Below are 25,638 nucleotides of genomic sequence, written 5' to 3' on the forward strand. Positions count from 1 at the left end.
CGTTCTTCGGCGTGGCCGGACTGTTCGTGAACTCGGTGGTTTCTGATGCCTTCTGCAGGTGACGATCTCGGGGCGCTGCTCCTGGAGAGCAGAACCGCCGCTCCCGAGTTCCCCAGTGGATTCGTTGACCGATCAGCCCTCATCGACGGAATCAAGACCGGTGGTTCACGGCTGGTGACGGTGATCGCGCCGGCCGGATGCGGAAAGACATCGTTCCTCGCCGAATGGAGCCAGAGCGAAGACCGCGCCACGGGGTGGCTCACCCTTCGAGAAGAAGACAACGACCCCGCCGCTGTCATCCGGTTGCTTGCGCACGCCTGTGCGGCATTCGCCTCCGAAGCGAACTCGGTGTTCGCGCAGATCTCCACGAGCGAAGACAGCCTGCTGGGGCGGATGGCGCCGACTCTGGCCTTGGCTCTTTCTCGCTGCGAGCAGCCGTTCGTGCTGTTCATCGACGATGTGCATGTCCTCAGCGACCTCGGCTGCCTCGACGCGTTGGAGGTCGCACTCGGTCGGATCCCGAGCGGCTCGCAGGTGGTGCTGGCAAGCCGCCAGCATCCCCCCGGTCTGGCCCGTCAGCGACTGACGTCGTCCGCAGCGCAGGTCAGCGCCGCTGATCTGCGCATCGATCGCATCGGTGCCTCGAAGATCGCCGAGGATGTCGGCGTGCACGTCGCCGCGGAAACGCTTGAGGAGTGGGTCGAGCGTTGTGATGGGTGGGCCGCGGGTGTGCACATGTGCGCCCTGCTGTCGAAGACGACTCCGTTCAGCGGCATTGGTGAGCACGACATCCTCTCCGATTACCTGTACCAGGAATGCGTACGAGACCTGCCGGAAGACACGCGTCAGTTCCTGCTGCGAACCTCGATCCTGACGGTGCACATCCCCGAGCTCTGCGATGCGGTCCTCGACCGCGCGGACTCGGCGAGCGTTCTCCGCGATCTGGAGGCGCGTCAGCTGTTCGTGACCGCCGACCCGCGGCGCCGGTCATACCGGATGCACCCGCTGTTCCGCGAGTACCTGCATGATCAACTGCATCGCGAGTGCGCATCCTCCGTTCCCGTGCTGCATCGGAAAGCGTCGCAGTGGATGGCTGAACGAGGTCAGCTTCCGGCGGCGATCGACCACGCGATCGCCGCCGGCGACTTCGGCTCGGCGGTGGGTCTTGTCACAGCCGCTGGCCTGGAAGCTTATGAAGCGGGCGAGAGCGCGACGCTTGGCCGTTGGCTCCGCGAGATCGGCGACGCCAATCTCCTCGCCAGTCCGGCGGCCGTCGTCGTCATCACCTGGTTCGCCGTGCTCGCCGGTACGGACGGCGACGCTCGGAAGTGGAGCACTCTCCTGAACCAGGTCCCCGACGATGCGGATGCCGGAGGGATGAACATCGCTTCCGCCAAGGCGATGATCCGCGCGATCATGCTGGCCGATGGCATCGAGTCCGCTCTCACCGATGCGGCCTTCGCTGTGGACACCGAGCCGCTGAACAGTCCGTGGCGCGATCCGGGGACGCAGATTCTCGGCAGCACTCTTCTTCATGCCGGGCACACGGAGCAGGGCGTGCAGACGCTGACCGAGGCCGTCCACCTCGCCGACGCGCATGGTAATCCCGCCACTGTCGTCATTTGCGAGACGGAGTTCGCGCTCGTCGCCATCGAGAAGGGACAGTGGGCGACCGCGGGTGCGCACGTCGACAAGGCGCTGCGAACGATTCGGGACAGTGGTATCGACGGATACGTCATGACCGCCTATACGCATGCCGCTGCCGCGTGCGTCGAGTTGAACAGTGGTCACCGGTCGATGGGCGAACAGTTCCTCAGAATCGCGATGTCCGAACGGCAGCGCTGTGGCAGTGCGGTGCCTCTCCTTGCCGTCCCGACCCGTCTTCTCCTCGTCCGAGCACAACTGCACCTGGGCAACAGTGATACCGCACGCATGCTCCTCGACGAGATCGCCGGGCTCCTCCCTCGCCGCGTGCCGCTCGGGGCCCTCCAGGAGCGGATTGCGTCCGCGCGATGCGCGCTCGATACGCAGGCGCGTGCGCACGAGCTTCGCACTCAGACAGTCGCCCTCACCACCGCGGAACAGCGCATCCTCCCCTATATGCAGACGCATCTGAAACGGGCGGAGATCGCGAAGCGGCTGTATGTGTCACCGAACACGGTGAGCACGCAGATGGCCGCGATCTTCCGCAAGCTGGGTGCCACGACCCGTGCTGAAGCGGTCGCGCGGGCCCTCGAACTCGAGCTCCTCGGCAGCCAGCCCGCTGTCGCCGTCGTCGACTGACGCGTTGCCGGTGCGCTCGGCCGACCCGGGCGGCCAGGGTTCCGTCCCGGGCCGGGCCTCGTCTGGGGAACGAGACCACCGGCCCGGGAGAACAGCTCTTCCGAGCCATTGCCACCGGCGCGCGCTACCGGCGGCTGATCATGAACGTCGGGAGGGCGCTCATGGCGTGAACACTATGTCGCGAGCGGAGATCCCGACATCACTCGAACGACATGATTCCTGGGGCGCATGTCGAGTTCGGGCGCTACGTTGACCCGCACGACGAGCACAGCACGGCGAAGGTCGGCGACAACGTCGTGGCCGCTCGCGGTGGCTCTTGCTGCGCTGTGCATCCTTCCCGTCTTCGGCATGGCGTTCACCCAGTGCGTTGACGGCCGTGAGTACGTCGCCTACCAGTGCGCGATGCTCGCGGATCTGCCGGCCGGTGCGCTCCCTGGTGAGGCGTCTTTGCAGGAAGCATCCGTGGCCGATAACCCATAACCCGCACCCCGCGAACTCACAAAAAAGTCCTGAACCGCGACTCGTTCGTAAACGATGCCGCGACTCAGGACCCTCGGTGCGCGAGGGGGGACTTGAACCCCCACGTCCTTGCGAACACTGGCACCTGAAGCCAGCGCGTCTACCTATTCCGCCACTCGCGCGAGTGTCTCGTTCCGAAGAACTCAACTTCCCGAGGATATCACGCGTTCAGAGGGTCGGTGAAACCACGGCCTCTCGCGGCCGATGGGAGCCGCCACGCATGCCACACGCACCCCCTCGCGGGCCGCACGGCGCCCGACTCGCACGGCCCGCCGCCCTGAGATCCCTGCAAAACCGCGGCACGAAGGCGTTCACTCAGGACACCTGACTACGATGGCCGTACCAGTCGGCATGCCAGAGGAGCCCCGTGGGACTACTTGACAGCTTTGAGAAGGGTCTCGAGCGCGCTGTGAACAGCGCCTTCGCGAAGACCTTCCGCAGCGGCATCCAGCCGGTGGAGATCGCCTCCGCCCTGCGGCGCGAGGCCGACACCAAGGCCGCGATCGTCAGCCGCGATCGCATCATCGCCCCCAACAACTACCTCGTGCGCCTCAGCCCAGACGACACCGAGCGGATGCAGTCCGTCGGACGCCCTCTCATCGACGAGCTCCTCGCCCTCCTCACGAAGCACGGCAAAACCCAGGGCTACAGCTTCGCCGGCCCCCTCTCCATCGCCCTCGAGGCGGACGAGAAGGTCGCCACCGGCACCGTCCGGGTCAACTCCTCGACCGTCGAAGGCCGCGTCACCTGGCAGGCCGTCGTCGACGTCGACGGGCACCGCCACTCGATCGCCCGCTCGCGCACGGTCATCGGCCGCGGCAGCGACGCCGACATCACCATTGCGGATGCCGGGTCGAGCCGTCGCCATGCCGAGATCCTCTGGGACGGCGAGCGCGCCATGATGCGCGACCTCGGTTCGACCAACGGCACCAAGGTCAACGGGCAGAAGGTCCGCGAGGCCCCCCTGGAGTCCGACACCACCATCACGATCGGGCGCACCGATCTGGTGTTCCGGATCGTCCCCGTGACCTCGCCGCAGCGCCGGGACGACGACGCGACGCGCGCGTTCGGGGTGAGCCCATGAGCACTCCCAGCGAACTCGTCCTCCTCCTGCTGCGCATCGGATTCCTGATCCTGCTGTGGTTCTTCGTCTTCGGCGTCGTCTACTCGCTGCGCTCCGATCTATTCGGCGTGCGCGCGCGCAAGCTCCCCGCCGAAGCAACCGCCGCACCGGCACCGGCACCCGCGGCGGCCTCGACCCCCGCGACCACCCCGGCATCCGGGGTCCCCGCCAAAGCGTCCTCGGTCAAGCCCGGCGCCCCGGCGACCGCGACCAGCGCCCACCGGCTCGTGATCACGTCGGGCCCGAAGGCCGGCATGGAGATCCCCCTCGGCAGCGAACCGATGACGATCGGACGATCCAGCGAATCCGGCCTCGTCATCCGCGACGACTACACGTCCAGTCACCACGCGCGTCTGATGCTGCGCGGCGGCACGTGGACCATCCAGGACCTCGACTCCACGAACGGCACGTATCTCGACGGCAAGCGACTCTCCAGCGGCCCGGCCGCGATCGGCATCGGCATCCCGGTCAAGGTGGGCGCCACGACCTTCGAACTGCGAGCCTGAGCGCGGCATGGTCTTCGAGGGCTCGAGCGCCGCGATCTCCCACACCGGGAAGGTCCGCTCCAACAACCAGGACTCCGGTTTCGCCGGAGCGAACCTGTTCGCCGTCGCCGACGGCATGGGCGGCCACGCCGGCGGCGACGTCGCCTCGAGCATCGCGATCCAGCGCCTCGCGCCCCTGGACACCACGTACGCGACGACCGACGACGCGCAGGCTTCGCTCCAGGCGGCCGCCACGACCGCAGCAGGCGACCTGATCCGCGCCGCCAAGGACCGGCCGGAGCTCGCCGGCCTGGGCACGACCGTCAGCGCGATCATCATGGTCGACGAGTACGCCGTCATCGGCCACATCGGCGATTCGCGCATCTATCTCTTCCGCGACGACGAGCTCACCCAGATCACCGCGGACCACACGTTCGTCCAGCGCCTCGTCGACTCCGGCCGCATCACGCCGGAGGAGGCGCGCTACCACCCTCGGCGTTCGGTGCTCATGCGCGTGCTCAGCGACATGGACAACGACCCGGAGCTGGACATGTTCGTCATGCCCACCCTGCCGGGCGACCGCTGGCTGCTCTGCTCCGACGGGCTCTCCGGCGTGGTCGACGAACTGCACATCGCCAAGGTCATGCGCCAGGGCCTCGCGCCGGGGCGCACCGCCGACACCCTGCTCAAGCAGGCGCTGGACGGCGGCGCACCCGACAATGTCACGATCGTGCTGGTCGACGTCGGCGGACAGCATCCGCTCTCCTCCGGCACCGCGACCATCGTCGGCTCGGCATCCAACCCTTCCGGCATCCTGGTCCCGGCCGCCCGCGCAGGCCGCAGCAGCTGGCTGCACCCCGTGCGGCAGGCGGCCAACGAGCCGACGCACTTCGAACCGGCCGCCGACTACCTCGAAGAGCTCATCGAAGAGGACAAGCGCCGCGCGAAGCGCCGGCGCGCCGGCTGGATCAGCGCCCTGCTCGTCGCCCTGCTGGCGCTCGTGGGCGCCGGCTTCCTCGCCTACAACTGGACCCAGACGCGCTACTTCGTCGGCGCCGACGAGGACAGCGTCGTGATCTTCCAGGGCGTGCAGCAGAACATCGGCCCGATCGTCCTGTCGACGGCCATCGAGGACACCGACATCCTCCTCGCCGACCTGCCGCCGTACCAGCGGGCGTCCGTCGAGCGCACGATCAACGCCCGATCCCTCTCGGATGCCGAGGCCATCGTCGAGCGCCTGCAGGCCGGCGCGGATGCCGTCAAGGCCGACGAGGCTCGGCAGACCGCCACCCCGACGCCCACGCCTGCCCCCACCACGGACGGGGGGACACCGTGAGCACCGACGTCGCCGCCGACACCGCGGTCATCAAGGCCCTCAAGAAGATGCGCCTGCCGCAGACGCAGCGCAACCGGGAGTTCTGGCTGCTGCTGTTCGCGTGCGCGCTCAGCGGCGGCGCCCTCACCCTGGTGCAGCTCGGCGCCCTGGGCGCGATCGACCCGATGATCCTCTTCATCGGCGGCGGCCTGGCGGTGCTGGTGTTCGCACTGCACATCGTGCTGCGGATCGTCGCCAGCGACGCCGATCCGTTCGTCGTCCCGATCGCCACGCTGCTGACCGGCCTCGGCATCGCGATGATCTACCGGATCGACCTCGCCAGGAACCTCACCGGCTGGAACGCCTACTCCTCGAAGCAGTTGGCGTGGACCGCCATCTCGATCGCCCTCGCGATCGCCCTGGTCATCGCGCTGCGCAATTACCGGGTGCTGTTCCGCTACACCTACCTGTTCGGCCTCGCCGGAATCATCCTGCTGCTGCTGCCGTTCGTGCCGGGCCTGCGGGTCACCGACGCCAACGCCGACGTCTGGGTGTCCCTCGGCGGGTTCATCTCGTTCCAGCCGGGCGAGCTAGCGAAGCTGTGCCTGGCGATCTTCTTCGCCGGATACCTCGTCCGCACGCGAGAGAGCCTGACCTCGGTCGGCACGCGCTTCCTCGGGATCACGTGGCCGCGCGCCCGCGAGCTGGGCCCGGTCATCGTCGTCTGGCTCATCTCGCTGGGCATCATCGTCTTCCAGCGCGACCTCGGCACCGGTGTGCTGATCTTCGGCATGTTCATCGCCATGCTCTACGTCGCCACCGGCAAGACGAGCTGGGTCGTCATCGGTCTCGGCCTCGTCGCGGTCGGCGTCTTCCTCGCCACGCAGATCCTCAGCTACGTGCGCGGCCGCTTCACGAACTGGCTCTACGCGTTCGACCCGAGCGTGGTCGACCCCCAGGGCGCCGGGTTCCAGATCCAGCAGGGCATCTTCGGTCTCGCGCACGGGGGTCTCATCGGCACCGGCCTCGGCCTCGGCCGTCCGCAGGTCACCCCGCTCGCGCACAGCGACTACATCATCCCGAGCCTCGGCGAGGAGCTCGGGCTCGTGGGCATCTTCGCGATCCTCAGCCTCTACATGGTGTTCATCAGCCGCGGCATCCGGATCGGCATGGCCGGCCAGGACGACTTCGGCAAGCTGCTCGCCACCGGCCTGTCGTTCACGATCGCCCTGCAGGTGTTCATCATGGTCGGCGGCGTCACGCGGCTCATCCCGCTGACCGGTCTCACGACCCCGTTCCTCGCCGCCGGCGGCTCGTCACTGGTCGCCAACTGGTTGATCGTCGCGCTGCTGCTGCGAATCTCCGACGGCGTTCGCCGCCAACCACGGGTGGTGATCGGCTGATGACCAAGGAACTCCGCCGCCTCAGCATCATCATGCTCGCCATGTTCCTGTCGCTGTTCATCGCGACCAGCTGGATCCAGGTCGTCGAGGCCGACGCCCTCGCCCAGAACTCGAACAACAGGCGCACGCTGCTGGACAGCTACGAGATCCAGCGAGGGTCCATCATCGCCTCCGGCGCGCCCATCGCCTACTCGACGCCGACGGACGACACCTACGCCTTCCAGCGGGTCTACACGGATGCCGCGATGTGGGCGCCCGTCACCGGTTATTTCAACCCGGCGCTGCAGTCCGCCACCGGCCTGGAGCGGGCCATGAACGCCCAGCTCTCCGGTACCGGCGCTGGAGCGTTCCTCTCCGAGATCGACCGCATCGTCTCCGGCCAGCCGCAGACCGGCTTCAGCGTGGAGTTGTCGTTGGATGCCGAGGTGCAGCGCGTCGCCTACGAAGCGCTGAACGGGCTGCAGGGGGCCGTCGTCGCGATCGAGCCTTCGACAGGACGCGTCCTCGCCCTCGCCTCCTCGCCCGGTTACGACACCAATCAGCTCGCCTCGCATGATGTCGCCGCGGTCAACGCCACGTACGACCAGCTGGAGGCCGCGGCCGACAACCCGCTCTACAACCGGGCCATCGCCGGCAGCCTCAACCCGCCGGGGTCGACCTTCAAGCTCGTCACCGCCTCGGCCGCGTTCTCGACGGGCGACTGGACCCCCGAGTCGACACTGCCGAACCCCGCCAGGTACACGCTCCCCGGCACGAACCAGCAGATCGCGAACTCCGGCGGCGGAACGTGCGGCCCCGGTGAGACCGTCTCGATCGCGGATGCGATCCGGCTCAGCTGCAACATCCCGATGGCGCAGCTGGCGGTCGCGGTCGGCGAGGATGCGATGCGCGAGACCGCCGAGGCATACGGCTTCGACCTGTCGTTCGACACTCCGACGCCGTCGACGGCGTCCACCTACCCCCGCGGCCTCAGTGACGACAAGGTCGCGCTCACGGGATTCGGTCAGGGCGACGTCCGCGCGACGCCGCTGCAGATGGCGATGGTGTCGGCGGGACTCGCGAACGACGGCGTCGTGATGAACCCGCGGATGGTGGACGCCGTGATCGGCGACGACCTGTCGGTCCAGACGGCGTATGAGAACACCGAGTTCGGGCGCGCCGTCGACGAATCGGTCGCCCAGGACGTCACGGACGCCATGGTCGCGAGTGTCGCTTCCGGTGCCGCGTCTAATGCGAGAATAGACGGGATCGACGTCGCCGGTAAGACGGGTACAGCCGAGAACGGCGACACAGAGCCGTACACATTGTGGTTCACAGGTTTCGCCCCCGCGGATGATCCGCAGGTGGCGGTGGCAGTCGTCGTCGAAGACGGCGGTGGTAAGGGTCAGTCCGGATCCGGCAATTCGATTGCCGCTCCGATTGCGAAGAAGATCATTGAGGCGGTGCTGAACAAATGAGGCCGACGCAGGGTGTGTCGTTCGGTGGACGGTACGAGCTTCTGTCGCGGATCGCGATCGGCGGCATGGGCGAGGTCTGGGAGGCCACCGATCATGTGATCGGTCGTACGGTCGCCATCAAGATCCTCAAGGACGAGTACATGGGGGACCCCGGGTTCCTCGAGCGGTTCCGCGCCGAGGCCCGCCACGCCGCACTCGTCAACCACGAGGGCATCGCCAGCGTGTTCGACTACGGCGAGGAGAACGGCAGCGCCTATCTCGTCATGGAGCTGGTGCCCGGTGAGGCGCTCTCCACTGTCCTCGAGCGCGACGGCGCGCTCAGCGCCGACAAGACGCTCGACATCGTCGCGCAGACGGCCGCAGCACTGCAGGCGGCGCACGCCGCCGGCCTCGTGCACCGCGACATCAAGCCGGGGAACCTGCTGATCACGCCCGACGGTCGCGTCAAGATCACCGACTTCGGCATCGCCCGCATCGCCGATCAGGTGCCGCTGACGGCCACCGGCCAGGTGATGGGCACCGTGCAGTACCTGTCGCCCGAGCAGGCGTCCGGTCACCCGGCATCCCCGGCCACCGACATCTACTCGCTCGGCATCGTGGCGTACGAGTCCCTGGCTGGTAAGCGCCCGTTCACGGGCGAGTCGCAGGTCGCGATCGCGATGGCGCAGATCAACGAGCAGGCGCCCCCGCTGCCGCCGACCGTGCCGATCCCGGTGCAGAACCTCGTCATGGCGATGATCGCCAAGAAGCCGGCCGACCGACCGAGCTCGGCGGCGACCGTCGCGCGCGCCGCGCAGGCGCTGCGGCGCGGAGACCTGAACTCCGCCGCGATCGCTGTGCCTGCCATCGCCACCGGCGGCATCGCTGACGATGCGACGCGCATGATGGACTCTGCGGGCGACGACGCCACCCGCATCCTCACGACGACCGCAGCCCTCGAGACCGATGATGCGGTCGAAGAGAAGAAGAAGAAGCGCAGCCCGTGGACGTGGCCGCTGATCGCGCTCATCGTGATCCTGCTGCTCGCCGTCGGCGGCACCATCTGGGCGCTGCTGTCCGGCGACCCGGAGGATCAGCCCACGACGCCGCCGCCGTCCTCGCCGACCCAGACGCCGCCGCCCACGACTCCGCCGCCCACCGAGGACCCGCGGGTCAACGTCGGCGAACTGGGTCTGGTGGGCATGACGTGCGACGCGGCCGTCCAGGCTGCGCAGGCCGCTGAGCTCGACGCCAGCTGCGTCACCGGCAACACGCCTGCCGCCTCGCCCGAACAGGTCGGAACCGTGCAGAGCGTCGAGCCGACCGGCATGGTCGACCCCGGCACGCCCCTCACCCTCACGTTGTTCGCCGACGTCGTTGCGGTCAACCCGCCGGAATCCGCTCCGACGCTCTCCGGCGACGCCATCGCCGGTGAGAAGGTCACGCTGAACTGGACGAACTACACGTGCCCGTCCGGCGTCCCCGCGCTGAGCGCCTACGAGGTCACCATCACGAACGCGACGTTCGCCGACGGCACCACGACCCGCAGCTTCACACCGGCCGAGCGCAGCGCCGAGATCACGATCGGCGCCGACACCGCCGGTCAGAACGTCACGGCGACGTACCAGGCCTTCTGCGGTGCGGACCGCGCCTCCGGGGCATCCCCGCAGATGACGGAGCAGATCCAGGCTCCGCCGACCCCGGCGCCCGGCAACGGGCAGGACGAGGGTGGCGCGGACGCCGGCGGCGAGGCAGACGCAGGCGCCGACGCTGAAGGGTAGCCTTAGTAGGCAGTCAGCCGTCGTCAACGCAGGGGGGTCCTACGTGTCCACAGAGCAGCGTGTCCTCGCGGGCCGTTACCGCGTCGACCAGCTCATCGGTCACGGTGGCATGGCGAAGGTGTACCGCGGCTACGACCTGACCCTGGGTCGGGATGTCGCCATCAAGGTGCTCGATCCGGAGCTCGCCCGCGACACCGCGTTCCGCACGCGGTTCCGTCTCGAGGCGCAGGCCGCGTCGCGCATGTCGCATCCGTCAATCGTCCGCGTCTTCGACGCCGGCGAGGACGACTCCGCCGCGCAGCCCGTCCCGTACATCGTGATGGAGCTCGTCGAGGGCACCCTGCTGAAGACGATCATCGCCGACGGTCCCGTTCCGGCCGCAGATGCCGTGCGCTACGTCGACGGGATCCTGGAGGCTCTGGAGTACTCGCACAAGGCCGGCGTGATCCACCGCGACATCAAGCCGGGCAACGTCATGGTGACGCCCAAGGGCCAGGTCAAGGTCATGGACTTCGGCATCGCCCGCGCGGTGTCCGATTCCTCGTCCACCGTCGCCGAGACGACTCAGATCATCGGCACGGCCGCCTACTTCTCGCCCGAGCAGGCCAAGGGCGAGCCCGTCGACGCACGCACGGACCTGTATTCGACGGGCGTGGTGCTGTACGAGCTGCTCACCGGGCGCCAGCCGTTCCGCGGCGATTCTCCGGTCGCGGTCGCATACCAGCACGTCAGCGAGACGCCGGTGCCGCCGACCGAGGTCAACGAGCTCTCCCCCGGTGCCCTCGACCCGATCGTGCTGCGGGCCCTGGCGAAGGACCCGTACCAGCGGTATCCGGATGCCGTGAGCTTCCGTTCCGCGCTGGACACCGCGTTCGGGGGCAAGGCGCCGAGCAAGAAGCAGATCGGCGCGCTCACCAGCGAGCTCTACGGGCCGAGCCCTCGTGCCGCGCAGGAGACCGCCCGCACGCTGCGTCAGCTCTCCAGCGACACGACGATGACGCGGACGCAGTCCGGTCCGCCGGTCGCCTGGATCTGGGCCGGCGTCGCGCTGCTCGCCGTGCTGCTGGCATCGGTGCTGTTCTGGGTCGTGACGGTGCAGGGCCCGAGCGTCGAGAGCTCGTCTCGGACGATCCCCGACCTCGTCGACGTCAGTTCGGAGCGCGCGCAGGAGGCCCTGGAGGAACTCGATCTCGAGGCAACCCTCGTCGTGGAGCCGAGTTCGGACATCGCAGAGGGCAACGTGACCAGAACCGACCCCGAGGCCGACACCACGGTCGCTCAGGGCACCGAGGTCACGGTGTACGTCTCCAGCGGTGCGGAGATGGTCACCGTGCCGCGGCTCGTGACGATGTCGCAGACGGATGCCGAGAAGTCGCTGAAGGACGCCGGGCTGCAACTGGGCACGATCCGCCAGGTCAACGACAAGGATCAGGCTGCCGGGTTCGTGCTCGAGGCCAGTGAGGAAGAGGGTGCCGAGGTGGCGCCCGGCACGACGGTGGATCTCGTCGTCGCGAGCGGATCGGTCACCCTGCGCGACCTGACCGGCTTCACGCTGGATGCCGCGACCGAAGAGCTGGAGACCCTCGGTCTGTCGGCCGTTCCCACCGCCGACACCAGCTGCTCGGCTGTCGACCCGCCGACGGTGACCTCGATGTCGCTGGCCCCCGGCGACGTGCCGGTGCACTCGACCGTCGAGCTTCGTTACTGCACGGGCGAGTAGCCGCCGAGCGGGGTGAGGCCGGCGGCGCGGGCCACGGCATCCGTGTCGCCGACCTGGGCGAGCCAGTTGGCGAGCAGGCGGTATCCGCCCTCGGTCAGCACGCTCTCGGGGTGGAACTGCACACCGAGGACTGGCAGCGATCGGTGCGCGATCGCCATGACCGTGCCGTGCTCGGCCCGCGCCGTGACGACCAGCTCGTCCGGAAGATCCGCTTCGGCGAGGGCGAGCGAGTGGTAGCGTCCGGCGGCGAAGGGCGACGGGATGCCGTCGAACAGCGCCGACGAGTCGTGGGTGACCTGGGAGACCATGCCGTGCATGAGCTCCGGCGCCTCTGCGACCTCGACGCCGAAGGCGGCCCCGATCGCCTGGTGGCCGAGGCAGACGCCGAGCACGGGCATCGGCCGCTCGATCGCCCGCTCGACGACCGCGACCGAGGCGCCGGCGTCACGCGGCCGGCCGGGACCGGGAGACAGCAGGACGGCATCGACGCCGGTGAACAGCTCGTCGATGCCGTTGGCATCCACGGCATCCGCTTCGACGACCGTCGTGACGGCACCGAGCTCGTGCAGATAGCCGATGAGGGTGTGCACGAAGCTGTCGTGGTTGTCGACCACGAGAACCCGCACGGTCATTCCAGGTCGACCTCGCCCGGCGTGATGATCGGCGCGATCCACGGGAACACGTAGAAGAACAGCCCGTAGAGGACCGCCGCGACGAGCACGATCAGGAAGAACACCCGCAGCCACCAGGGGCCGGGGAGGATGCGCCAGAGAGCTGCGTACATCAATTGCTCCTCATCGTGATGGGGCTGCGACCTGGGCCACCGGGGCCATGGATTCCGGGGCGCCCTCAGCGCGGGGCTGGAAGCCCTCGTACACGGCGTACGCGATGATCCGCTCGGCGAGCGAGTACAGCGGTGAACAGGCGGTCAGGGTCAGATAGCGTTCGCCCGTCTCGGCACCGGGCATCTGCGGGACGTCGAGGAGCACGTCGACCTGCGAGGGGGTGACGTACTCGAGGGTGCGGAAGCGGTACGTGTACCAACCCTCCTGCGTCTCGACCACGATCGCGTCGCCCAGGCGCAGCTTGTCGATCCGGTTGAGCGGCGCTCCCCAGGTCGTACGGTGTCCGGCGACCGAGAAGTTGCCGATCTGGCCCGGCATCTTCGACTGGTCGTAGACGCCGATCCAGCCGTGATCGAGCGTGACGGGACGTGACGTCCCACCGGCGATCGCGACGTTGTAGTCGTCACCGAAGCGGGGGATGCGCATCTGCGCGAGATACTCGCCCGCTCCCGGGTGCTCGAGGAGCGGCGGCTCGTACCAGGTCTCGCCATCCTCGGTCTCGACGACAGGCGGCGGCTCAGGGGGCGGTTCGTTCTCCCACTCGGCGGTGACAGCGGCGCCCTCGGAGTTCTGCTGTGCGCCGATGATGATGTCGCCGATCCACATCTGCCAGGCGACGAACAGCATGACCAGCACGCCGGCCGTGAGCAGCAGCTCCCCGAGCACGCTCGTGAATGTCGCGCGAGGGCGCTGACGTCGACGGCGCGCACGACGAGTCTCGGGCACGGCGGAAGCAGTCACAGGCGCGATCCTATCCGCTCCGCGTGTACGTCCGCCCGGAGGACGTGGGTGTTATCGGGGCTCATGGGTAGAATGGGCCCCATGGCACGAGACCGCAAGAGCGAAGAACCCGTCGTCGAGCGCGCTGACGGCGAGCAGGCGCCCAACCCCGTGTGGTTCAAGCCCGTCATGGTCGGCTTCATGCTGCTCGGGCTCGTCTGGATCCTCGTCTTCTACATCTCGGGTATGCAGTGGCCGATTCCCGGCATCCAGTCCTGGAACCTCGCGATCGGCCTCGGCATCGCGCTGATCGGCTTCCTCATGACCACGCGCTGGCGCTGACGCCTCATCGATTCTGCGAAGAACCCCCTCACCGACGCGGTGAGGGGGTTCTTTCGTTTGTTCGGAAGAGAGTTATCCACAGGCTCATCCACAGGCTGGGGAGAATTACACCGGTGTTATTCACACCCCCGTGGGCTCGCTCAGCGAACGAGGAGGGCCGGCGGGACGAGCACGAGAAGCGCGATGAGCAGAAGCCCCAGCGCCACGAGCCAGAGGATCTGCCAGACGCGCTGATCCCTGCGTTTGGTGCGCGTGAAGATGAGCGCGACGAGCAGTCCGACCACCGCGCCGCCGATGTGCGCCTGCCAGGCGATGCCGGGCAGCACGAATCCCATCACCAGGTTCAGCCCGATGATGACCAGGATGCCGGTGATGTTCGCACCCATGTGCCGGCCGATGATGATCAGGGCGCCGAACAGGCCGAAGACGGCACCGGATGCGCCGACCACCGACTGCAGCGGGTCGATGCATGCCACCGCCACGGAGCCGCCGACCGCGCTGAACACGTAGAGCGTGAGGAAGCGCCAGCGCCCGAGCATCGGCTCCAGGGTTCGCCCGATGATCCAGAGCGAGAGCATGTTGAAGCCGATGTGCCAGATGCTGCTGCTGTGCACCAGGGCGGCGGTGAGCACGCGCCACGGTTCGAAGACGCCGCCGTTGAGGTCGGGGTACAGATAGATCGAGTTGAAGAGCAGGGCGCCCTGGATGGTCGCACCGATGCCGGGGATCAGCGTCAGCAGCCAGATGAACACCGTGACGGCCATGATCGCGTACGTGACGATCGGCCTGCCGGTCGCGGGCGCCAGGACCGAGCGCCGGCCGCTCCAGCGCCGGTCGGCCTTCTTCTGGGCCGGCGTGCGGTTCTGCTTCTGCTCCTTCAGGCACTCCGGGCAGATGACGCCGACGGCCGCCTGCGTCTGGCACTCGGGGCAGATGGTGCGCAGGCAGCGCTGGCAGAGCACGAAGCTCTGCCGATCCGGATGCCGATAGCAGAAGTTGTCACGATTGCTCGTGAATTCGGTGTTCGTCATCCGGATCGGCGAGCGCGGTCGGTCAGGCCGCGACGATGTCGATCGACTGCAGCACGACGGGCTCGAGCGGACGGTCGCCGGGCGCGGTCGGGACGGCGGCGATCGCGTCGACGACCGCGCGGGACGCGTCGTCGGCGACCTCGCCGAAGATGGTGTGCTTGCCCATCAGCCAGCTGGTCGGGTCGGTCGTGATGAAGAACTGCGAGCCGTTGGTGCCCTCGAGCTGACCGGTGATCGCGTTGCGACGCAGACCCGCGTTCGCCATGGCGAGCATGTAGGGCTCGTTGAAGTTCAGCTCCGGGTTGATCTCGTCGTCGAAGTTGTAGCCGGGGCCGCCGACGCCCTGGCCGAGCGGGTCGCCGCCCTGGATCATGAAGTTCGGGATGATGCGGTGGAAGATGACGTCCTTGTAGAGAGGACCCTCGCCCGGCTTGCCGGTGGCGGGATCCGTCCAGTCCTTCGAACCGTCGGCGAGGCCGACGAAGTTCGCGACCGTCTTCGGGGCGTGGTCGCCGAAGAGGTTGATGACGATGTCACCGTGGTTGGTGTGCATGGTTGCGACGTGGGAAGCGTGAGGCATGCCCCTATTCTCGCAGAGGCCGCCGAGGGATGGCCTGGATGCCGCGCGTGATCGCTTAGCGCGATCAGTCGACCCTGGCAAGGGTGCCCACAATCTCTGCCTGCATCCAGTCAGGTCTGGCATGATGGGGAATCCGTACTCCAATGGACAGGAGAGCATCGTGAGCCTCAGCCGAAAGCGGAAGAAGGAACTGCGTCGTCTGCAGAACGACGCGAACAAGCTGTGGGAATCGCAGCAGGAGCTCGTCGGCCAGGCTGCGGATGTCGCACGCGAGGCCGGCCGTCAGCTCGGCAAGATCAATCGCGAGCAGGTCGTTCCCGTGGTTCAGGACACTTACAACCGCAGGGTGGCACCGGTGGTCGACCAGGGCGTGCGCTTCGGCAGGCACGTCGTGGATGACAAGGTCGTCCCGGTCGTCGGCGGCGTCGTCGGTTCGGCGCTCTCGGCATGGGACATCGCCAACGCGAAGCGCCATGGAATCACCGTGTCGCCCGTCGCCCAAAACAAGGGCCCCGGCCTCGGTGCGATCGTCGCCATCGTCCTCGGCGCCGCGGCCGCGGTCGGCGTGCTGTACGCCGCATGGCAGGCGCTGCGCGCCGACGACGAGCTCTGGGTCGCGGACGACCCGCTGTCGCCCCCGAACGCGTGACCGACCCGCACTCCAGGGTCAAGGATGCCGCGGCCGCCCGTGGTCTCGAGATCGAGATCCGCGAGCGGCCGCAGGCGCGCAGTCTCCACGAAGCCGCCGAGATCCTCGGCATCCAGCCCTCCGGGATCGTGAAGACGCTCGTCGTGAAGCGATCCGACGACACCTACCTGTTCGCGCTGGTACCCGGCGGCCGGTCCATCTCGTGGCCGAAGCTGCGCGCCGTCGTGGGTGTGAACAAGCTGCGACTGCCGGAGCCGGAGCTGGCTCTCGCCGCCACCGGCTATGAGCGCGGCACCATCGTGCCGATCGGCAGCACGACCGAGTGGCCGGTCTTTGCCGACGCGTCCATCGTCGGTCAGCGAGTCGCGATGGGGGCCGGTGCTCACGGCTACAGCCTGTTCGTGAACGCCGACGACCTCATCGCCGCCTACAGCGCGACGGTGGCCGACATCTCGGAGCCGGAGAAACCGCGGGACTGACCTCGGGCTAGAGGATCCCCGCCTTGCGCAGCGCGATGTCGACGAGCTTGACGCGGTGCAGTTCGCCCACCGCCGCGACGGTGAACCAGCCGGCCATGTCGGTCGAGCCGTCCAGCTCGAAGCGCAGGCGCCCGCCGGTGACCTTGGCACGGTAGATGATCCGCAGGGTGTGCAGCGGGGTGTCGGCCTTGTGCACGCGTCGACCGGCCGGGATCACCCGCGAATGGATGCCGAGCAGTTCGCCGACCTCGACCGAGTACCCGGTCTCCTCACGGAGTTCGCGGCGCACGGCATCCTCGGGGTCCTCGCCTGGTTCGAGTCCGCCACCCGGCATCGTCCAGGCGACCCGACGGCCCTCCGTCCAGCGGGCGAGCAGGATCCGATCGTCGTCGTCGGTGACGACCGCGTACGCGGCGACTCTCAGGTCCATCCACTCACATTAGCGGCCGCCGACTCGCCCGATGGGTCTCGTGTCCTAGGCTTCTGGCCATGCCGAACATCAGGGTCGAACTCCTCCCCGGTCGCTCCGTCGACCAGCGCCGCGCCTTCGCTCAAGCCGTCACGGATGCCGCGGTCGACGCCCTCGGCGCTCGACGTCAGGACGTGCGCATCATGTTCGAGGAGGTCGCCGCCGACTTCGTCGCCAACGGCGGGGTGCTCGCGAGCGAGGACGACTCGCGCGCCGCTCAGGTGACGAAGGTGACGTCCGGCGGGAGCTGATTCGCCCGCTCGGGGCTGGACTAATTCCATTAACTTGATTTAGAGTTGATCGCATCGATGCCGAGCACCCGCAGAGAGGCGATCACGTGGCTCCCGAGCCGTCCACGAGCGATGACTTCATCGCGGTCGACGTGTACGCGACGTACCCGCACTGCAACAGCTTCCTGCCGGACGGCTCGCGCATGGTCGTCGGAGACGCCGAGCGGCCCGCACTGCACATCGTCGACGTCGAGCGCGGCGCCCGCCCTGAGCTCCTGGTCGATCTGCCACCAGCCGGCGACGCGATCGCCTGGTTCGACGTCGCCCTCGAGGTTCCGCTGCTCGCGATGGCCTGGGCAGGTCAGGTCCTCACGCTCGACCTGACGGATGCCGCGGCGCGACCGCGCACCGTGCACACCGGCGACCTCGACGGCCTGGTGGGGATCAGCCCCGACGGCTCGCGGATCGCGGCCATCGAGCAGCGCGGCACCGAGCGCACGCTGCTCGTGATCGACGCCGAGACCGGGAGGGTCGACGATCGCGTCTCCCTCGCGTCGCACGCGAATCACGTGCAGATGAGCCCCGCCGATCCCTCCTGGATCGGCTGCGCCCACGAGGGCGCCGCCGCCGACATCGCCGACCGCGTCCGGGCGCACCACCCGGCATCCGCACCGTCCGGACGCCTCCTGTTCGACCAGCGCGCGAACGCGGACGACCCCGCGCACCCGTTGCAGGTCGGTCATGAGCGCTGGATGTTCCACCGCACCGGGGCCGTCCTCGTCGCCTACGGAGACGGGCCACAGACACGCGGCGTGTGGGAGGCTCCGGTCGACGCACCGGCGCGGCTCGTCAGCGCCGGCGAGCGGGATTGGCACGTCGGCATCAGTCGCGACGGCTCCCGCGTCGTCGTCGACACCACCGGACCCGCCGACATGCCGGGTCACGGCTGGCAGGATGCGGGTGATCGCAGCTCGATCATCGTGATCGACGCCGGCACCGGCGCGCGCACCGCGGTCGCCGAGACGCGGTTCGCACAGCATCCGTTCCATCCGCACCCGAGTTTCACCCCTGACGGCCGCGCGGTCGTCCACAACCACATCGACGCCACCGGTCGCCGGGGCGTCGCTCTGCGGGAGGTTCCCCGTTGACCGGCCGACTGCTGCTCACCTTCGACGACCGTCACGTGGCATCGTGGCTCGCGGCTCGACCGCTCTTCGACGACGTGGATGCCGAGGTGACCTTCTTCATCATGGAGGCCGATCTGCTCGACGACGACGAGCGCGCGGGTCTTCAGACCCTGCTCGCCGACGGTCACGCGGTGGGCTCGCACGGAGCCCGGCACCGCAACGCCGACGAGACCATCCGCGAACACGGAGCGGACGGATACCTCGCGATCGAAGTCGATCCCAGCATCCGGGTCCTGCAGGAGATCGGCGCCTCGGCGCGTTCGTTCGCCTATCCGAACTCCCGCCGCGATGACACGTCCGACCAGGTGCTGCTGGCTCGGTTCGATCGGCTGCGGACCGGAGGCCGGCGGACAACCGACCGCGAGCTCGCCGTCCGCACCATCGTCCCCTCCGACGCGATACCCCGGGTGCTCCCGTCCCGAGGCTCAGACACCGGCCGCGGAGATCAGGTCCACCCCGCGGATGCCGACACGATGAGCTTCCTGTTGCGCGAGACAGCGGAGCGCGACGGTGTGCTCGTGCTGTACGCGCACGACATCGCCGCGCAGAGCGCGTTCAACCACATCGAACCAGACCGCCTCGCGGACATCCTGCGCGAAGCCCGACGCCTCGGGCTCTCGATGCAGGGCTTCGACCGACTCCCGACACCCGAAAGCACCCCCTCATGACCACCGCGCTGTTCACCGCCGATCCGCAGACCCTCGACGCCGCACGCCGCTCCGGCGACGCCGACTACGACCCGGGCAGCGACCTGCTGCTCATCGACGCCACGCCGAACCCGATCCACACCCGGATCGTGTCCGGACGCGCGCATCGCATCCGCGACAGCCTGGCCTATGTCCTCACGCTGCTCGAGCTCGCCGCCACGGGCGACGAGACCGTCGGCGGCGAGCGCCGCGTCGATCGGGCGGCCAGGGTGATGGACGCCGTTCTCGACCTGCAGGACACCGACCCCGCGAGCGACACGTACGGCCTCTGGGCGTACTGGGCCGAGGAGCCGCTGTCCGAGATGAACCCACCGGATTGGAACTGGGCCGACTTCATGGGCGAGTTCCTCGTGCTGATCCTGCGTCGCCACGGCGCGGAACTCGACGCCGGACTCTGCGCTCGCGCCGAAACCGCCCTGGCTCACGTGGCGCACTCGATCGTCCGCCGCGATGTGGATCTCGACTACACGAACATCGCGGTCAAGGGCACGTTCGTCACGATCGCGGCCGGCGAGATCCTGAAGGATGCCGAGTTCACCGCCTACGGGACAGCACGCCTCACTCGACTGCACGCATCATTGCTGCGGCTGGGCAGCTTCGCCGAGTACAACTCGCCCACCTACTGGCAGGTCGTGCTGCAGGCCCTCACCGGGCTGCGCCAATACGTCGACAACCCCGCGCTCCGGCCGCTCGCCGCCGAGATCGAGCGCGTGGCGTGGAAGCACTTCCTGGGGCACTGGCACCCGGCCACGGGTCAATTGTCGGGTCCGATGGCCCGGTGCTACGACACTGATCTGCACGTGCGTCCTGGCGTCCTCTCCGTACTGCAGAAGGTCGCGCCGGAGACGTGGTCCGTCCTGTCGGGTGTCGACCTCGCCGCCGACATCCACCTCGTGCATGACGCGGTGCTCGACTACCGGATCCCCGACGACCTGCGTCCGCTGCTCGACCGCGCGGCGCCGGGGACGATTCGCGAGACCTTCGCGGACATGTTCTACATCGACGGCCAGGTCGCAGGGATCTCGGAGGTGGCAGCAGCCGGCATCCCGTCGGTCGTCGTGCCGACGGTGGGCGCGACCTGGCGCGAAGACGGCCTGAGCCTGGGCAGCGTGAACTTCAGCGACACCTGGGTCCAGCGCCGACCCCTGCTCGGGTTCTGGACCGAGCCGGGCGACGACCCGACCGTCATCACGGAACCCGCGCGCTTCATGAGCATCGAGGTCGTCCGAGACGGGCACGGGTTCGCCGGCGGCTCGTTCCGCTCCGTGCAGCAGGACGGCACCGTGCTGTGGGCGCTCAGCCTGGCCACCCCATCGGGCGACGCGCACATCCACCTCGACACGATCCCCGCGGGGGTTCCCGTGCGAACTCGCGAACTCCTGGTGCGCTTCCGCATCAGCGGGCTTCCGGCGACGGCCGCCATCCGAGTCGACGATGCGGCGCTCGCCCCCGGTGAGGTCGTCGACGACGTCGAGCGCGTTCGGATCGACACCGCAGGGCTGCATCTGGACTGGCGGCTCGCATCGGCCGTCTTCGATGGAGCCGAGCGCCGCGCCCGCGTCGCCCTCGACGACGATCTCCTGATCGAGATCCCCTGGATCGCCAGGACGGATGCCGAGGATCTGACGATCTCCGATCTCGGCCCGACGTTCGCCGCGGGAATCGTGCGCATGAGCGCCGCTCCCGTCGAAGAGGCGGGCATCACGGCATCCATCGAAAACCAGCTGCTCATGTTGGCGGGCGAAGGACTGTCCCTCACAGCGCCGACTCTGCCCGGATCGCGCCTCGATCACGCGAGGATCGCGCTGATCGACAACCACTCCTGACCGAATCACCCCACCCGGAACCGAATCCCGAAAGAATCGAGCCATGGCCCAGTTCGACATGCCCATCGACCAGCTCCACGAGTATCGTCCCGAACGGGAGGAACCCAGCGACTTCGACGCCTTCTGGGAGGAGACGCTGACGTTCTCCCGCGGACGCGGCGAAGCCCTGTTCACGCGCCTCGACACCGCGCTTCGCAACCTCATCGTCGAGGACGTGACGTTCCCCGGCTTCGCCGGCCACCCGATCAAGGGCTGGTTCGTCCGCCCGGCCAGTGAGATCCGCGGCACGGTCGTGCAGTTCATCGGCTACAGCGGTGGACGTGGTGTCCCCGAGCAGTGGACTCTGCTGCCGAGCGCCGGATACGCCGTCTTCGTCATGGACAGCCGCGGGCAGGGCAGCGGCGGCAACCCCGGGTCCACCACGGATCCCGTCGGCAGCGGCCCGCGCATCGCCGGTCAGATGTCCAGCGGCATCGAAGGCCAGCACGAGTACTACTACCGCCGCGTGTTCACGGATGCCGCGCTCGCGGTCGACGCCGTCCGCAGTCACCCGGCCGTCGACCCGACCAAGGTGGTGGTCGCCGGCGGCAGCCAGGGCGGCGGGATCGCCGTCGCGGCGGCCGCCCTCAGCGACGGTCTCGCCGGGGCCATGATCGACGTACCGTTCCTCAGCCACTACCGCCGCGCGCTGCGCATCACGGACGCGAACCCGTACAACGAGCTCGCCCGCTACATGCAGACCCGCCGCGGAGAGGAGGAGGACGTGTTCCGCGTGCTCAGCTACTTCGACGGGGTGAACTTCGCCGCCCGCGCCAGCGCTCCCGCGTTGTACTCCGTGGCGCTGTACGACGCCGTGTGCCCGCCGTCCACCGTTTTCGCGCAGTTCAACCACTACGCGACCGAGGACAAGACCATCGAGGTCTACCCGTACAACGGCCACGAGGGCGGGCAATGGGCGCAGTCCCGGCGGCAGCTGGAGTTCCTCGACGAGCTCTTCGGGATCGAGGCTGCCGAGAACGCGGCCTGACGACGATCAACGGATGCTGTGACGATCCACGGACCTTTTCCAAGGATTCATCCGTTTTTCGTCACAGCATCCGTTTTTCATCGCCGCCGAGGAGGGTCCTCACCCTTTGATCGCGCCGGCCTGACCCGCGCTCCTGAGGAACTGCTTCTGGAAGATCAGGAACAGCACCACCGGCAGGATCACGGAGATGAACATGCCGGCCATGAGCAGGCTCATCTCCGCCGAGGCCGTGATCCGATAGAGGCCGACGGACAGGGGCTGCAGGTCGGGGCTCGGCAGCACGAGGAGCGGCCAGAGGAATTCCTTCCACGCACCGATGATCGTGATGAGCGACGTCACGCCGATGATCGGCTTCGACATCGGCAGCACAATCCGCCAGAAGATCTGGAACGGACCTGCGCCATCGATCTTCGCCGCCTCGAAGACGTCCTTCGGCAGGGTGTCGAAGAAGCGCGTGATGAGCAGCACGTTGAAAGCGCTCGCGGCACTGGGCAGCCAGACCGCCCAGAAGGTGTTGATGAGGTTCCAGTGCAGCAGCGGCATGTCGAGCACGGTCACGTACTGCGAGATGAGCGAGACGACGCCGGGGATGAACAGGGTCGCGAGCACGCCGGCGTTGACGACTTTCGCGTACTTCGGCTGCAGGATCGAGATGCCGTAGGCGCCGGTGAGTGCCACCAGCATCCCGATGAACCACGTGCCCGCCGCGATCCAGACCGTGTTCATCAGGTATTTGCCGATGTCGATCTTGAACCACGCATCGGAGAGGTTCTGCCACTGGATGCCGCTGGGCCACCATGCCCACGGCTCGCGCAGGATGTCCTGCGTCGTCGACAGCGCCGCCTTCGCGAGCCACAGCAGGGGACCTGCGGAGATCACGACGAGGAAGATGATCAGCAGCGCGTTGAGCAGGGTCAGTCCCACGCGCACGCGGGTGTTCCGCCGCTCCAGGTCCGAGACGTTCGTGCGATCCTGCTGATCGCCCTCCTTGCGGCGGCGGCGGCGCGGCGCGAGCGTGCGGTCGACGTTCTTGCCGGTCACGAGCGCCTCGGTGGTCGGGGGAACGAGGGTGTCGGTCATGACTTGCTCCAACTCCGGGTGAGCCGCAGGTAGACCGCGGAGACGATGGTGAGCACGACGGCGAGCAGGAGACTCAGCGCGGTCGCCTTGCCGTAGTCGCCCTGCTGGAACGCGTAGTTGTAGATGAGCATCAGAATCGTCGTGGTCCGGTTGACGGGTCCGCCTCCGGTCATGACGAACGGCTCCGTGAAGACCTGCATCGTGCCGATGATCTGCAGCAGCATCATCAGGAGCATGATCCCGCGCATCTGCGGAAGCGTGATGTGCCAGAAGCGGCGGGCGACCTTCGCACCGTCCATCTCGGCGGCTTCGTAGAGCTCCGGCGGCACGGACATGAGTGCGGCGAGATAGATGATCGTCGACTGTCCGAAGCCGGCCCAGGTGGCCTGGATGACGATGTCGAGCATCGCCGTGTTCGGATCCTGCAGGAACGGCTGCGGCGGGATGCCGAACACGCCGAGGACGGAGTTGAACAGTCCATCGGGGGACGGGTCGTAGAACTGCTTCCACAGCAGCACGGCGACGACGGGCGGGATAATCACCGGCAGGTAGGCGAGCACACTGGCGAACTGGCGGCTGCGCCGCATCTCGGCCATGAACGTGGCGAGCAGGATCGGCACCGGGAAGCCGATGATGATCGCGAGACCGGCGAAGAGCAGGGTGTTCGCGACCGCGGTGCCCAGGAGCGGGTCCGCGAGGACACGGGTGAAGTTGTCCAGACCGACCCAGGTGGGCTCGGTGACGAGGTTCGTCTTCTGCAGTGCGAGCTGCAGGCTCTTCAGGATCGGCCACCAGGCGAAGTAACCGAACGTGAACAGCAGCGGGACGAAGAACAGGAACGTCGTGATGCCGCCACCGCGCACCCACGTCCACAGGCGTCGCCCCAGCGGCTGCGCACGGCGGCGCTGCGCCGCGGTCGTGACTTCGGTCATACGTCGATCCTGTCGTCTCTGAGGGATGGGGCCCCGCCGCGCGCTGTGTTCGCGGGCGCGGCGGGGCAGTGGATCAGCCGGCGTCGACGAGCGCCTGGACCGCGGTCTGGGCGTCTGCGAGCAGCTTGTCGATGTCGGCGGACTCGTCGGTCAGCACCGCCTGGGCGATCGGGTCGAGCGCGGCGTAGATCTCCTGTGCCTTGATCGCCGGTTCGGCGACGACCGGCAGCTCACTGGTCAGGTACGCCGTGTAGTTGTCTCGGTCGACGTTGATGTACTCGTCGATCCAGCCGAGGAACGTGTCGTACTGCTCCTGGTCGACGATCGGCAGTTCGGGAGCGCCGACCGGGCGGCCGTCCGCGTTCTGCGAAGAGGCCCACTCCACCGCGGCATCCTCGTCGAAGTAGCGGTTGAACCAGCGGAACTCGGTCCACTTCAGCGCGGCGGCCTGCTCGTTCGGCGTCGCCTTCGGGTTGAACCACTGGATCGCGCCGCCGCCGAGCGCACCGAGGCCCTCGGAGCTCTGCGGCAGGGGAGCAATGCCCACGTCCTCACCGGCCATGCCGCGATTCAGGACCAGGTTTCCGTAGCTCGCCCCGCCGTTCACCGTCTGGCCGACGTTGCCGCCGCCGAGTTCGTTGAAGATGTCGTCTCCGCCGAGCAGGAAGTTCGCTCCGGCTGCGTTCGCCTCCCAGCGGACGTCGTGCAGGAACTGCAACGACTCCTTCATGGCGTCGGTGTCGATCGTGACGGCGACCTCGTCGCCGTCGATCTCCTGGACGAGCGAGCCGTTCGAGTACGACATGGTCGTCAACAGCCAGCCGCCGGCGTTGTTGGTCGTCGGGATGATGAAGCCGGTCTTGCCGGTCTTCTCCGTGATCGTCTTCGCGTTCTCGAGGATGCCCTCCCAGTCCGTGGGCACGTCGTCCGGGTCGAGACCGGCCTGCTCGTACAGCGCGCGGTCGTAGAGGAGTGCCATCGTGTAGGCCTGTCGGACGATCCCGTACTGACGATCGTCCTTGGTGACGGCGCCGAGCAGGTCCGGGTTGAGGGCCGAGAGCACGTCGCTCTCGGCGACGAGGTCGGTGATGTCCGCGGCCTGGTCTCGTTCGATGAGAGCCTGCATGTCGGTGAACGGGATCGCGACCGTCGTCGGAGCCGTGCCGCCGACCAGCAGCGCGTTGAACGTGGAGGGATCGTAGGTCGTCTCCTCGCCCTTGACCGTGATGTTCGGATAGAGTTCCTCGAACGCCTCGACCTGCTCGTTGAAGATCTCCAACGACTCGGCCTGGTCGGCCGTCGGCATCTCGCCGACGGTGATGGTGACCTCGGCGTCGGGATCGAGTGCTTCGGCGGGTTCGTCCGCATCACCGGAGGCGGAGCACCCGGCGAGGGTGAGCCCGGCGATGGTCGCGAACGCGGCGATGCCGAGAGCGCGCCTCTTCGCTGATGTGTGCATTGCTACTCCT

26 protein-coding genes and 1 tRNA gene are annotated in these 25,638 nt (G+C 68.0%); 17 read left to right on the forward strand and 10 right to left on the reverse strand.

Annotated features, from left to right (window positions below):
- Window positions 1-45 precede the first annotated feature (45 nt).
- Both AC3ANJ_RS18580 and AC3ANJ_RS18585 read left to right on the forward strand, forming a co-directional pair.
- Window positions 46-2,283, forward strand: coding sequence for a helix-turn-helix transcriptional regulator (locus AC3ANJ_RS18580; protein ID WP_488317603.1), 2,238 nt, complete (start codon window positions 46-48; stop codon window positions 2,281-2,283).
- A gap of 309 nt (window positions 2,284-2,592) precedes the next feature.
- Window positions 2,593-2,763 (forward strand): hypothetical protein, encoded by a 171-nt coding sequence (locus AC3ANJ_RS18585; RefSeq protein ID WP_488317604.1) that lies wholly within the window; start codon window positions 2,593-2,595, stop codon window positions 2,761-2,763.
- A gap of 77 nt (window positions 2,764-2,840) precedes the next feature.
- Here AC3ANJ_RS18585 and AC3ANJ_RS18590 read toward each other — a convergent pair.
- Window positions 2,841-2,924 (reverse strand) — tRNA-Leu (locus AC3ANJ_RS18590).
- Between the two features lie 245 nt (window positions 2,925-3,169).
- On the opposite strand from AC3ANJ_RS18590, the gene AC3ANJ_RS18595 reads away from it, so the two are divergent.
- The 7 genes from AC3ANJ_RS18595 to pknB are packed head-to-tail and all read left to right on the forward strand — an operon-like array spanning window position 3,170 to window position 12,065.
- A complete protein-coding gene (locus AC3ANJ_RS18595; protein WP_488317605.1) occupies window positions 3,170-3,886 on the forward strand; it encodes an FHA domain-containing protein in 717 nt (238 codons plus the stop codon).
- A complete protein-coding gene (locus AC3ANJ_RS18600; RefSeq protein ID WP_488317606.1) occupies window positions 3,883-4,431 on the forward strand; it encodes an FHA domain-containing protein FhaB/FipA in 549 nt (182 codons plus the stop codon). The genes AC3ANJ_RS18595 and AC3ANJ_RS18600 overlap by 4 nt, the downstream gene beginning before the upstream one ends.
- 7 nt (window positions 4,432-4,438) lie before the next feature.
- Window positions 4,439-5,746 (forward strand): PP2C family protein-serine/threonine phosphatase, encoded by a 1,308-nt coding sequence (locus tag AC3ANJ_RS18605; protein ID WP_488317607.1) that lies wholly within the window; start codon window positions 4,439-4,441, stop codon window positions 5,744-5,746.
- Entirely contained in the window at window positions 5,743-7,128 is a 1,386-nt protein-coding gene (locus AC3ANJ_RS18610; RefSeq protein ID WP_488317608.1) for an FtsW/RodA/SpoVE family cell cycle protein, read from the forward strand. The genes AC3ANJ_RS18605 and AC3ANJ_RS18610 overlap by 4 nt, the downstream gene beginning before the upstream one ends.
- The gene (locus AC3ANJ_RS18615) at window positions 7,128-8,585 is read left to right on the forward strand and encodes a peptidoglycan D,D-transpeptidase FtsI family protein (RefSeq protein ID WP_488317609.1); all 1,458 of its coding nucleotides are present in this window, start codon (window positions 7,128-7,130) and stop codon (window positions 8,583-8,585) included. Before AC3ANJ_RS18610 ends, AC3ANJ_RS18615 begins: the two co-directional genes overlap by 1 nt.
- A complete protein-coding gene (locus AC3ANJ_RS18620) occupies window positions 8,582-10,345 on the forward strand; it encodes a serine/threonine-protein kinase (protein WP_406248086.1) in 1,764 nt (587 codons plus the stop codon). Before AC3ANJ_RS18615 ends, AC3ANJ_RS18620 begins: the two co-directional genes overlap by 4 nt.
- 43 nt (window positions 10,346-10,388) lie before the next feature.
- Window positions 10,389-12,065, forward strand: coding sequence for a Stk1 family PASTA domain-containing Ser/Thr kinase (gene pknB / locus AC3ANJ_RS18625; protein WP_488317610.1), 1,677 nt, complete (start codon window positions 10,389-10,391; stop codon window positions 12,063-12,065).
- Here pknB and AC3ANJ_RS18630 read toward each other — a convergent pair.
- From AC3ANJ_RS18630 to AC3ANJ_RS18640, 3 genes are read right to left on the reverse strand one after another with little or no spacing between them, the layout of a single operon-like run.
- The gene (locus AC3ANJ_RS18630) at window positions 12,047-12,697 is read right to left on the reverse strand and encodes an anthranilate synthase component II (RefSeq protein ID WP_488317611.1); all 651 of its coding nucleotides are present in this window, start codon (window positions 12,695-12,697) and stop codon (window positions 12,047-12,049) included. The two genes, pknB and AC3ANJ_RS18630, sit on opposite strands and share 19 nt — an antisense overlap.
- Window positions 12,694-12,849, reverse strand: coding sequence for a hypothetical protein (locus AC3ANJ_RS18635; RefSeq protein WP_488317612.1), 156 nt, complete (start codon window positions 12,847-12,849; stop codon window positions 12,694-12,696). The genes AC3ANJ_RS18630 and AC3ANJ_RS18635 overlap by 4 nt, the downstream gene beginning before the upstream one ends.
- A gap of 10 nt (window positions 12,850-12,859) precedes the next feature.
- A complete protein-coding gene (locus AC3ANJ_RS18640; RefSeq protein ID WP_488317613.1) occupies window positions 12,860-13,651 on the reverse strand; it encodes a class E sortase in 792 nt (263 codons plus the stop codon).
- Window positions 13,652-13,732: 81 nt separating this feature from the next.
- Here AC3ANJ_RS18640 and AC3ANJ_RS18645 point away from each other — a divergent pair, with 81 nt between their 5' ends.
- Entirely contained in the window at window positions 13,733-13,972 is a 240-nt protein-coding gene (locus AC3ANJ_RS18645; protein ID WP_406248079.1) for a cell division protein CrgA, read from the forward strand.
- A 140-nt stretch (window positions 13,973-14,112) separates the two neighbouring features.
- Here AC3ANJ_RS18645 and AC3ANJ_RS18650 read toward each other — a convergent pair whose 3' ends face one another.
- Together AC3ANJ_RS18650 and AC3ANJ_RS18655 are read right to left on the reverse strand one after the other, a co-directional pair.
- Window positions 14,113-15,003 (reverse strand): rhomboid family intramembrane serine protease, encoded by an 891-nt coding sequence (locus AC3ANJ_RS18650; RefSeq protein WP_488317614.1) that lies wholly within the window; start codon window positions 15,001-15,003, stop codon window positions 14,113-14,115.
- Window positions 15,004-15,025: 22 nt separating this feature from the next.
- Window positions 15,026-15,583: a peptidylprolyl isomerase gene (locus tag AC3ANJ_RS18655; protein ID WP_488317615.1), complete on the reverse strand. Its 558-nt coding sequence runs from the start codon at window positions 15,581-15,583 to the stop codon at window positions 15,026-15,028.
- A gap of 160 nt (window positions 15,584-15,743) precedes the next feature.
- On the opposite strand from AC3ANJ_RS18655, the gene AC3ANJ_RS18660 reads away from it, so the two are divergent.
- Complete coding sequence (locus AC3ANJ_RS18660) at window positions 15,744-16,232, forward strand: DNA helicase (RefSeq protein ID WP_488317616.1); 489 nt, start codon at window positions 15,744-15,746, stop codon at window positions 16,230-16,232.
- On the forward strand, window positions 16,229-16,711 hold the full coding sequence (locus AC3ANJ_RS18665) for an aminoacyl-tRNA deacylase (RefSeq protein WP_488317617.1): 483 nt from the start codon (window positions 16,229-16,231) through the stop codon (window positions 16,709-16,711). Before AC3ANJ_RS18660 ends, AC3ANJ_RS18665 begins: the two co-directional genes overlap by 4 nt.
- A 7-nt stretch (window positions 16,712-16,718) precedes the next feature.
- Here AC3ANJ_RS18665 and AC3ANJ_RS18670 read toward each other — a convergent pair whose 3' ends face one another.
- On the reverse strand, window positions 16,719-17,141 hold the full coding sequence (locus tag AC3ANJ_RS18670; RefSeq protein WP_488317618.1) for an NUDIX hydrolase: 423 nt from the start codon (window positions 17,139-17,141) through the stop codon (window positions 16,719-16,721).
- A 59-nt stretch (window positions 17,142-17,200) separates the two neighbouring features.
- On the opposite strand from AC3ANJ_RS18670, the gene AC3ANJ_RS18675 reads away from it, so the two are divergent.
- From AC3ANJ_RS18675 to AC3ANJ_RS18695, 5 genes are all read left to right on the forward strand, one after another.
- Window positions 17,201-17,431, forward strand: coding sequence for a tautomerase family protein (locus AC3ANJ_RS18675; RefSeq protein ID WP_406248069.1), 231 nt, complete (start codon window positions 17,201-17,203; stop codon window positions 17,429-17,431).
- 86 nt (window positions 17,432-17,517) lie between these two features.
- Complete coding sequence (locus AC3ANJ_RS18680; RefSeq protein ID WP_488317619.1) at window positions 17,518-18,558, forward strand: hypothetical protein; 1,041 nt, start codon at window positions 17,518-17,520, stop codon at window positions 18,556-18,558.
- Entirely contained in the window at window positions 18,555-19,265 is a 711-nt protein-coding gene (locus AC3ANJ_RS18685) for a polysaccharide deacetylase family protein (protein ID WP_488317620.1), read from the forward strand. The genes AC3ANJ_RS18680 and AC3ANJ_RS18685 overlap by 4 nt, the downstream gene beginning before the upstream one ends.
- Window positions 19,262-21,130: a hypothetical protein gene (locus tag AC3ANJ_RS18690; protein ID WP_488317621.1), complete on the forward strand. Its 1,869-nt coding sequence runs from the start codon at window positions 19,262-19,264 to the stop codon at window positions 21,128-21,130. Before AC3ANJ_RS18685 ends, AC3ANJ_RS18690 begins: the two co-directional genes overlap by 4 nt.
- Window positions 21,131-21,173: 43 nt before the next feature.
- Window positions 21,174-22,157 (forward strand): acetylxylan esterase, encoded by a 984-nt coding sequence (locus AC3ANJ_RS18695; RefSeq protein ID WP_488317622.1) that lies wholly within the window; start codon window positions 21,174-21,176, stop codon window positions 22,155-22,157.
- Between the two features lie 99 nt (window positions 22,158-22,256).
- On the opposite strand, the gene AC3ANJ_RS18700 is transcribed toward AC3ANJ_RS18695, so the two are convergent.
- The 3 genes from AC3ANJ_RS18700 to AC3ANJ_RS18710 all read right to left on the reverse strand — a co-directional run bounded on the left by AC3ANJ_RS18700 (window position 22,257) and on the right by AC3ANJ_RS18710 (window position 25,628).
- Window positions 22,257-23,237, reverse strand: coding sequence for a carbohydrate ABC transporter permease (locus AC3ANJ_RS18700; protein WP_488317623.1), 981 nt, complete (start codon window positions 23,235-23,237; stop codon window positions 22,257-22,259).
- Window positions 23,234-24,169, reverse strand: coding sequence for a carbohydrate ABC transporter permease (locus tag AC3ANJ_RS18705; RefSeq protein ID WP_488317624.1), 936 nt, complete (start codon window positions 24,167-24,169; stop codon window positions 23,234-23,236). Before AC3ANJ_RS18705 ends, AC3ANJ_RS18700 begins: the two co-directional genes overlap by 4 nt.
- A 73-nt stretch (window positions 24,170-24,242) precedes the next feature.
- A complete protein-coding gene (locus tag AC3ANJ_RS18710) occupies window positions 24,243-25,628 on the reverse strand; it encodes an ABC transporter substrate-binding protein (protein WP_488317625.1) in 1,386 nt (461 codons plus the stop codon).
- Window positions 25,629-25,638 lie beyond the last annotated feature (10 nt).

This window comes from Microbacterium sp. STRO-1N (assembly GCF_057748015.1).

Coding starts and splice junctions, on each gene's coding strand:
- AC3ANJ_RS18645 (WP_406248079.1), top strand. CDS start 13,733: ATGGCACGAGACCGCAAGAGCGAAGAACCCGTCGTCGAGCGCGCTGAC.
- AC3ANJ_RS18630 (WP_488317611.1), bottom strand. CDS start 12,697: ATGACCGTGCGGGTTCTCGTGGTCGACAACCACGACAGCTTCGTGCAC.
- AC3ANJ_RS18700 (WP_488317623.1), bottom strand. CDS start 23,237: ATGACCGACACCCTCGTTCCCCCGACCACCGAGGCGCTCGTGACCGGC.
- AC3ANJ_RS18605 (WP_488317607.1), top strand. CDS start 4,439: ATGGTCTTCGAGGGCTCGAGCGCCGCGATCTCCCACACCGGGAAGGTC.
- AC3ANJ_RS18620 (WP_406248086.1), top strand. CDS start 8,582: ATGAGGCCGACGCAGGGTGTGTCGTTCGGTGGACGGTACGAGCTTCTG.
- AC3ANJ_RS18615 (WP_488317609.1), top strand. CDS start 7,128: ATGACCAAGGAACTCCGCCGCCTCAGCATCATCATGCTCGCCATGTTC.
- AC3ANJ_RS18695 (WP_488317622.1), top strand. CDS start 21,174: ATGGCCCAGTTCGACATGCCCATCGACCAGCTCCACGAGTATCGTCCC.
- AC3ANJ_RS18675 (WP_406248069.1), top strand. CDS start 17,201: ATGCCGAACATCAGGGTCGAACTCCTCCCCGGTCGCTCCGTCGACCAG.
- AC3ANJ_RS18690 (WP_488317621.1), top strand. CDS start 19,262: ATGACCACCGCGCTGTTCACCGCCGATCCGCAGACCCTCGACGCCGCA.
- AC3ANJ_RS18670 (WP_488317618.1), bottom strand. CDS start 17,141: ATGGACCTGAGAGTCGCCGCGTACGCGGTCGTCACCGACGACGACGAT.
- AC3ANJ_RS18600 (WP_488317606.1), top strand. CDS start 3,883: ATGAGCACTCCCAGCGAACTCGTCCTCCTCCTGCTGCGCATCGGATTC.
- AC3ANJ_RS18705 (WP_488317624.1), bottom strand. CDS start 24,169: ATGACCGAAGTCACGACCGCGGCGCAGCGCCGCCGTGCGCAGCCGCTG.
- AC3ANJ_RS18655 (WP_488317615.1), bottom strand. CDS start 15,583: ATGCCTCACGCTTCCCACGTCGCAACCATGCACACCAACCACGGTGAC.
- AC3ANJ_RS18710 (WP_488317625.1), bottom strand. CDS start 25,628: ATGCACACATCAGCGAAGAGGCGCGCTCTCGGCATCGCCGCGTTCGCG.
- AC3ANJ_RS18580 (WP_488317603.1), top strand. CDS start 46: ATGCCTTCTGCAGGTGACGATCTCGGGGCGCTGCTCCTGGAGAGCAGA.
- AC3ANJ_RS18635 (WP_488317612.1), bottom strand. CDS start 12,849: ATGTACGCAGCTCTCTGGCGCATCCTCCCCGGCCCCTGGTGGCTGCGG.
- AC3ANJ_RS18650 (WP_488317614.1), bottom strand. CDS start 15,003: ATGACGAACACCGAATTCACGAGCAATCGTGACAACTTCTGCTATCGG.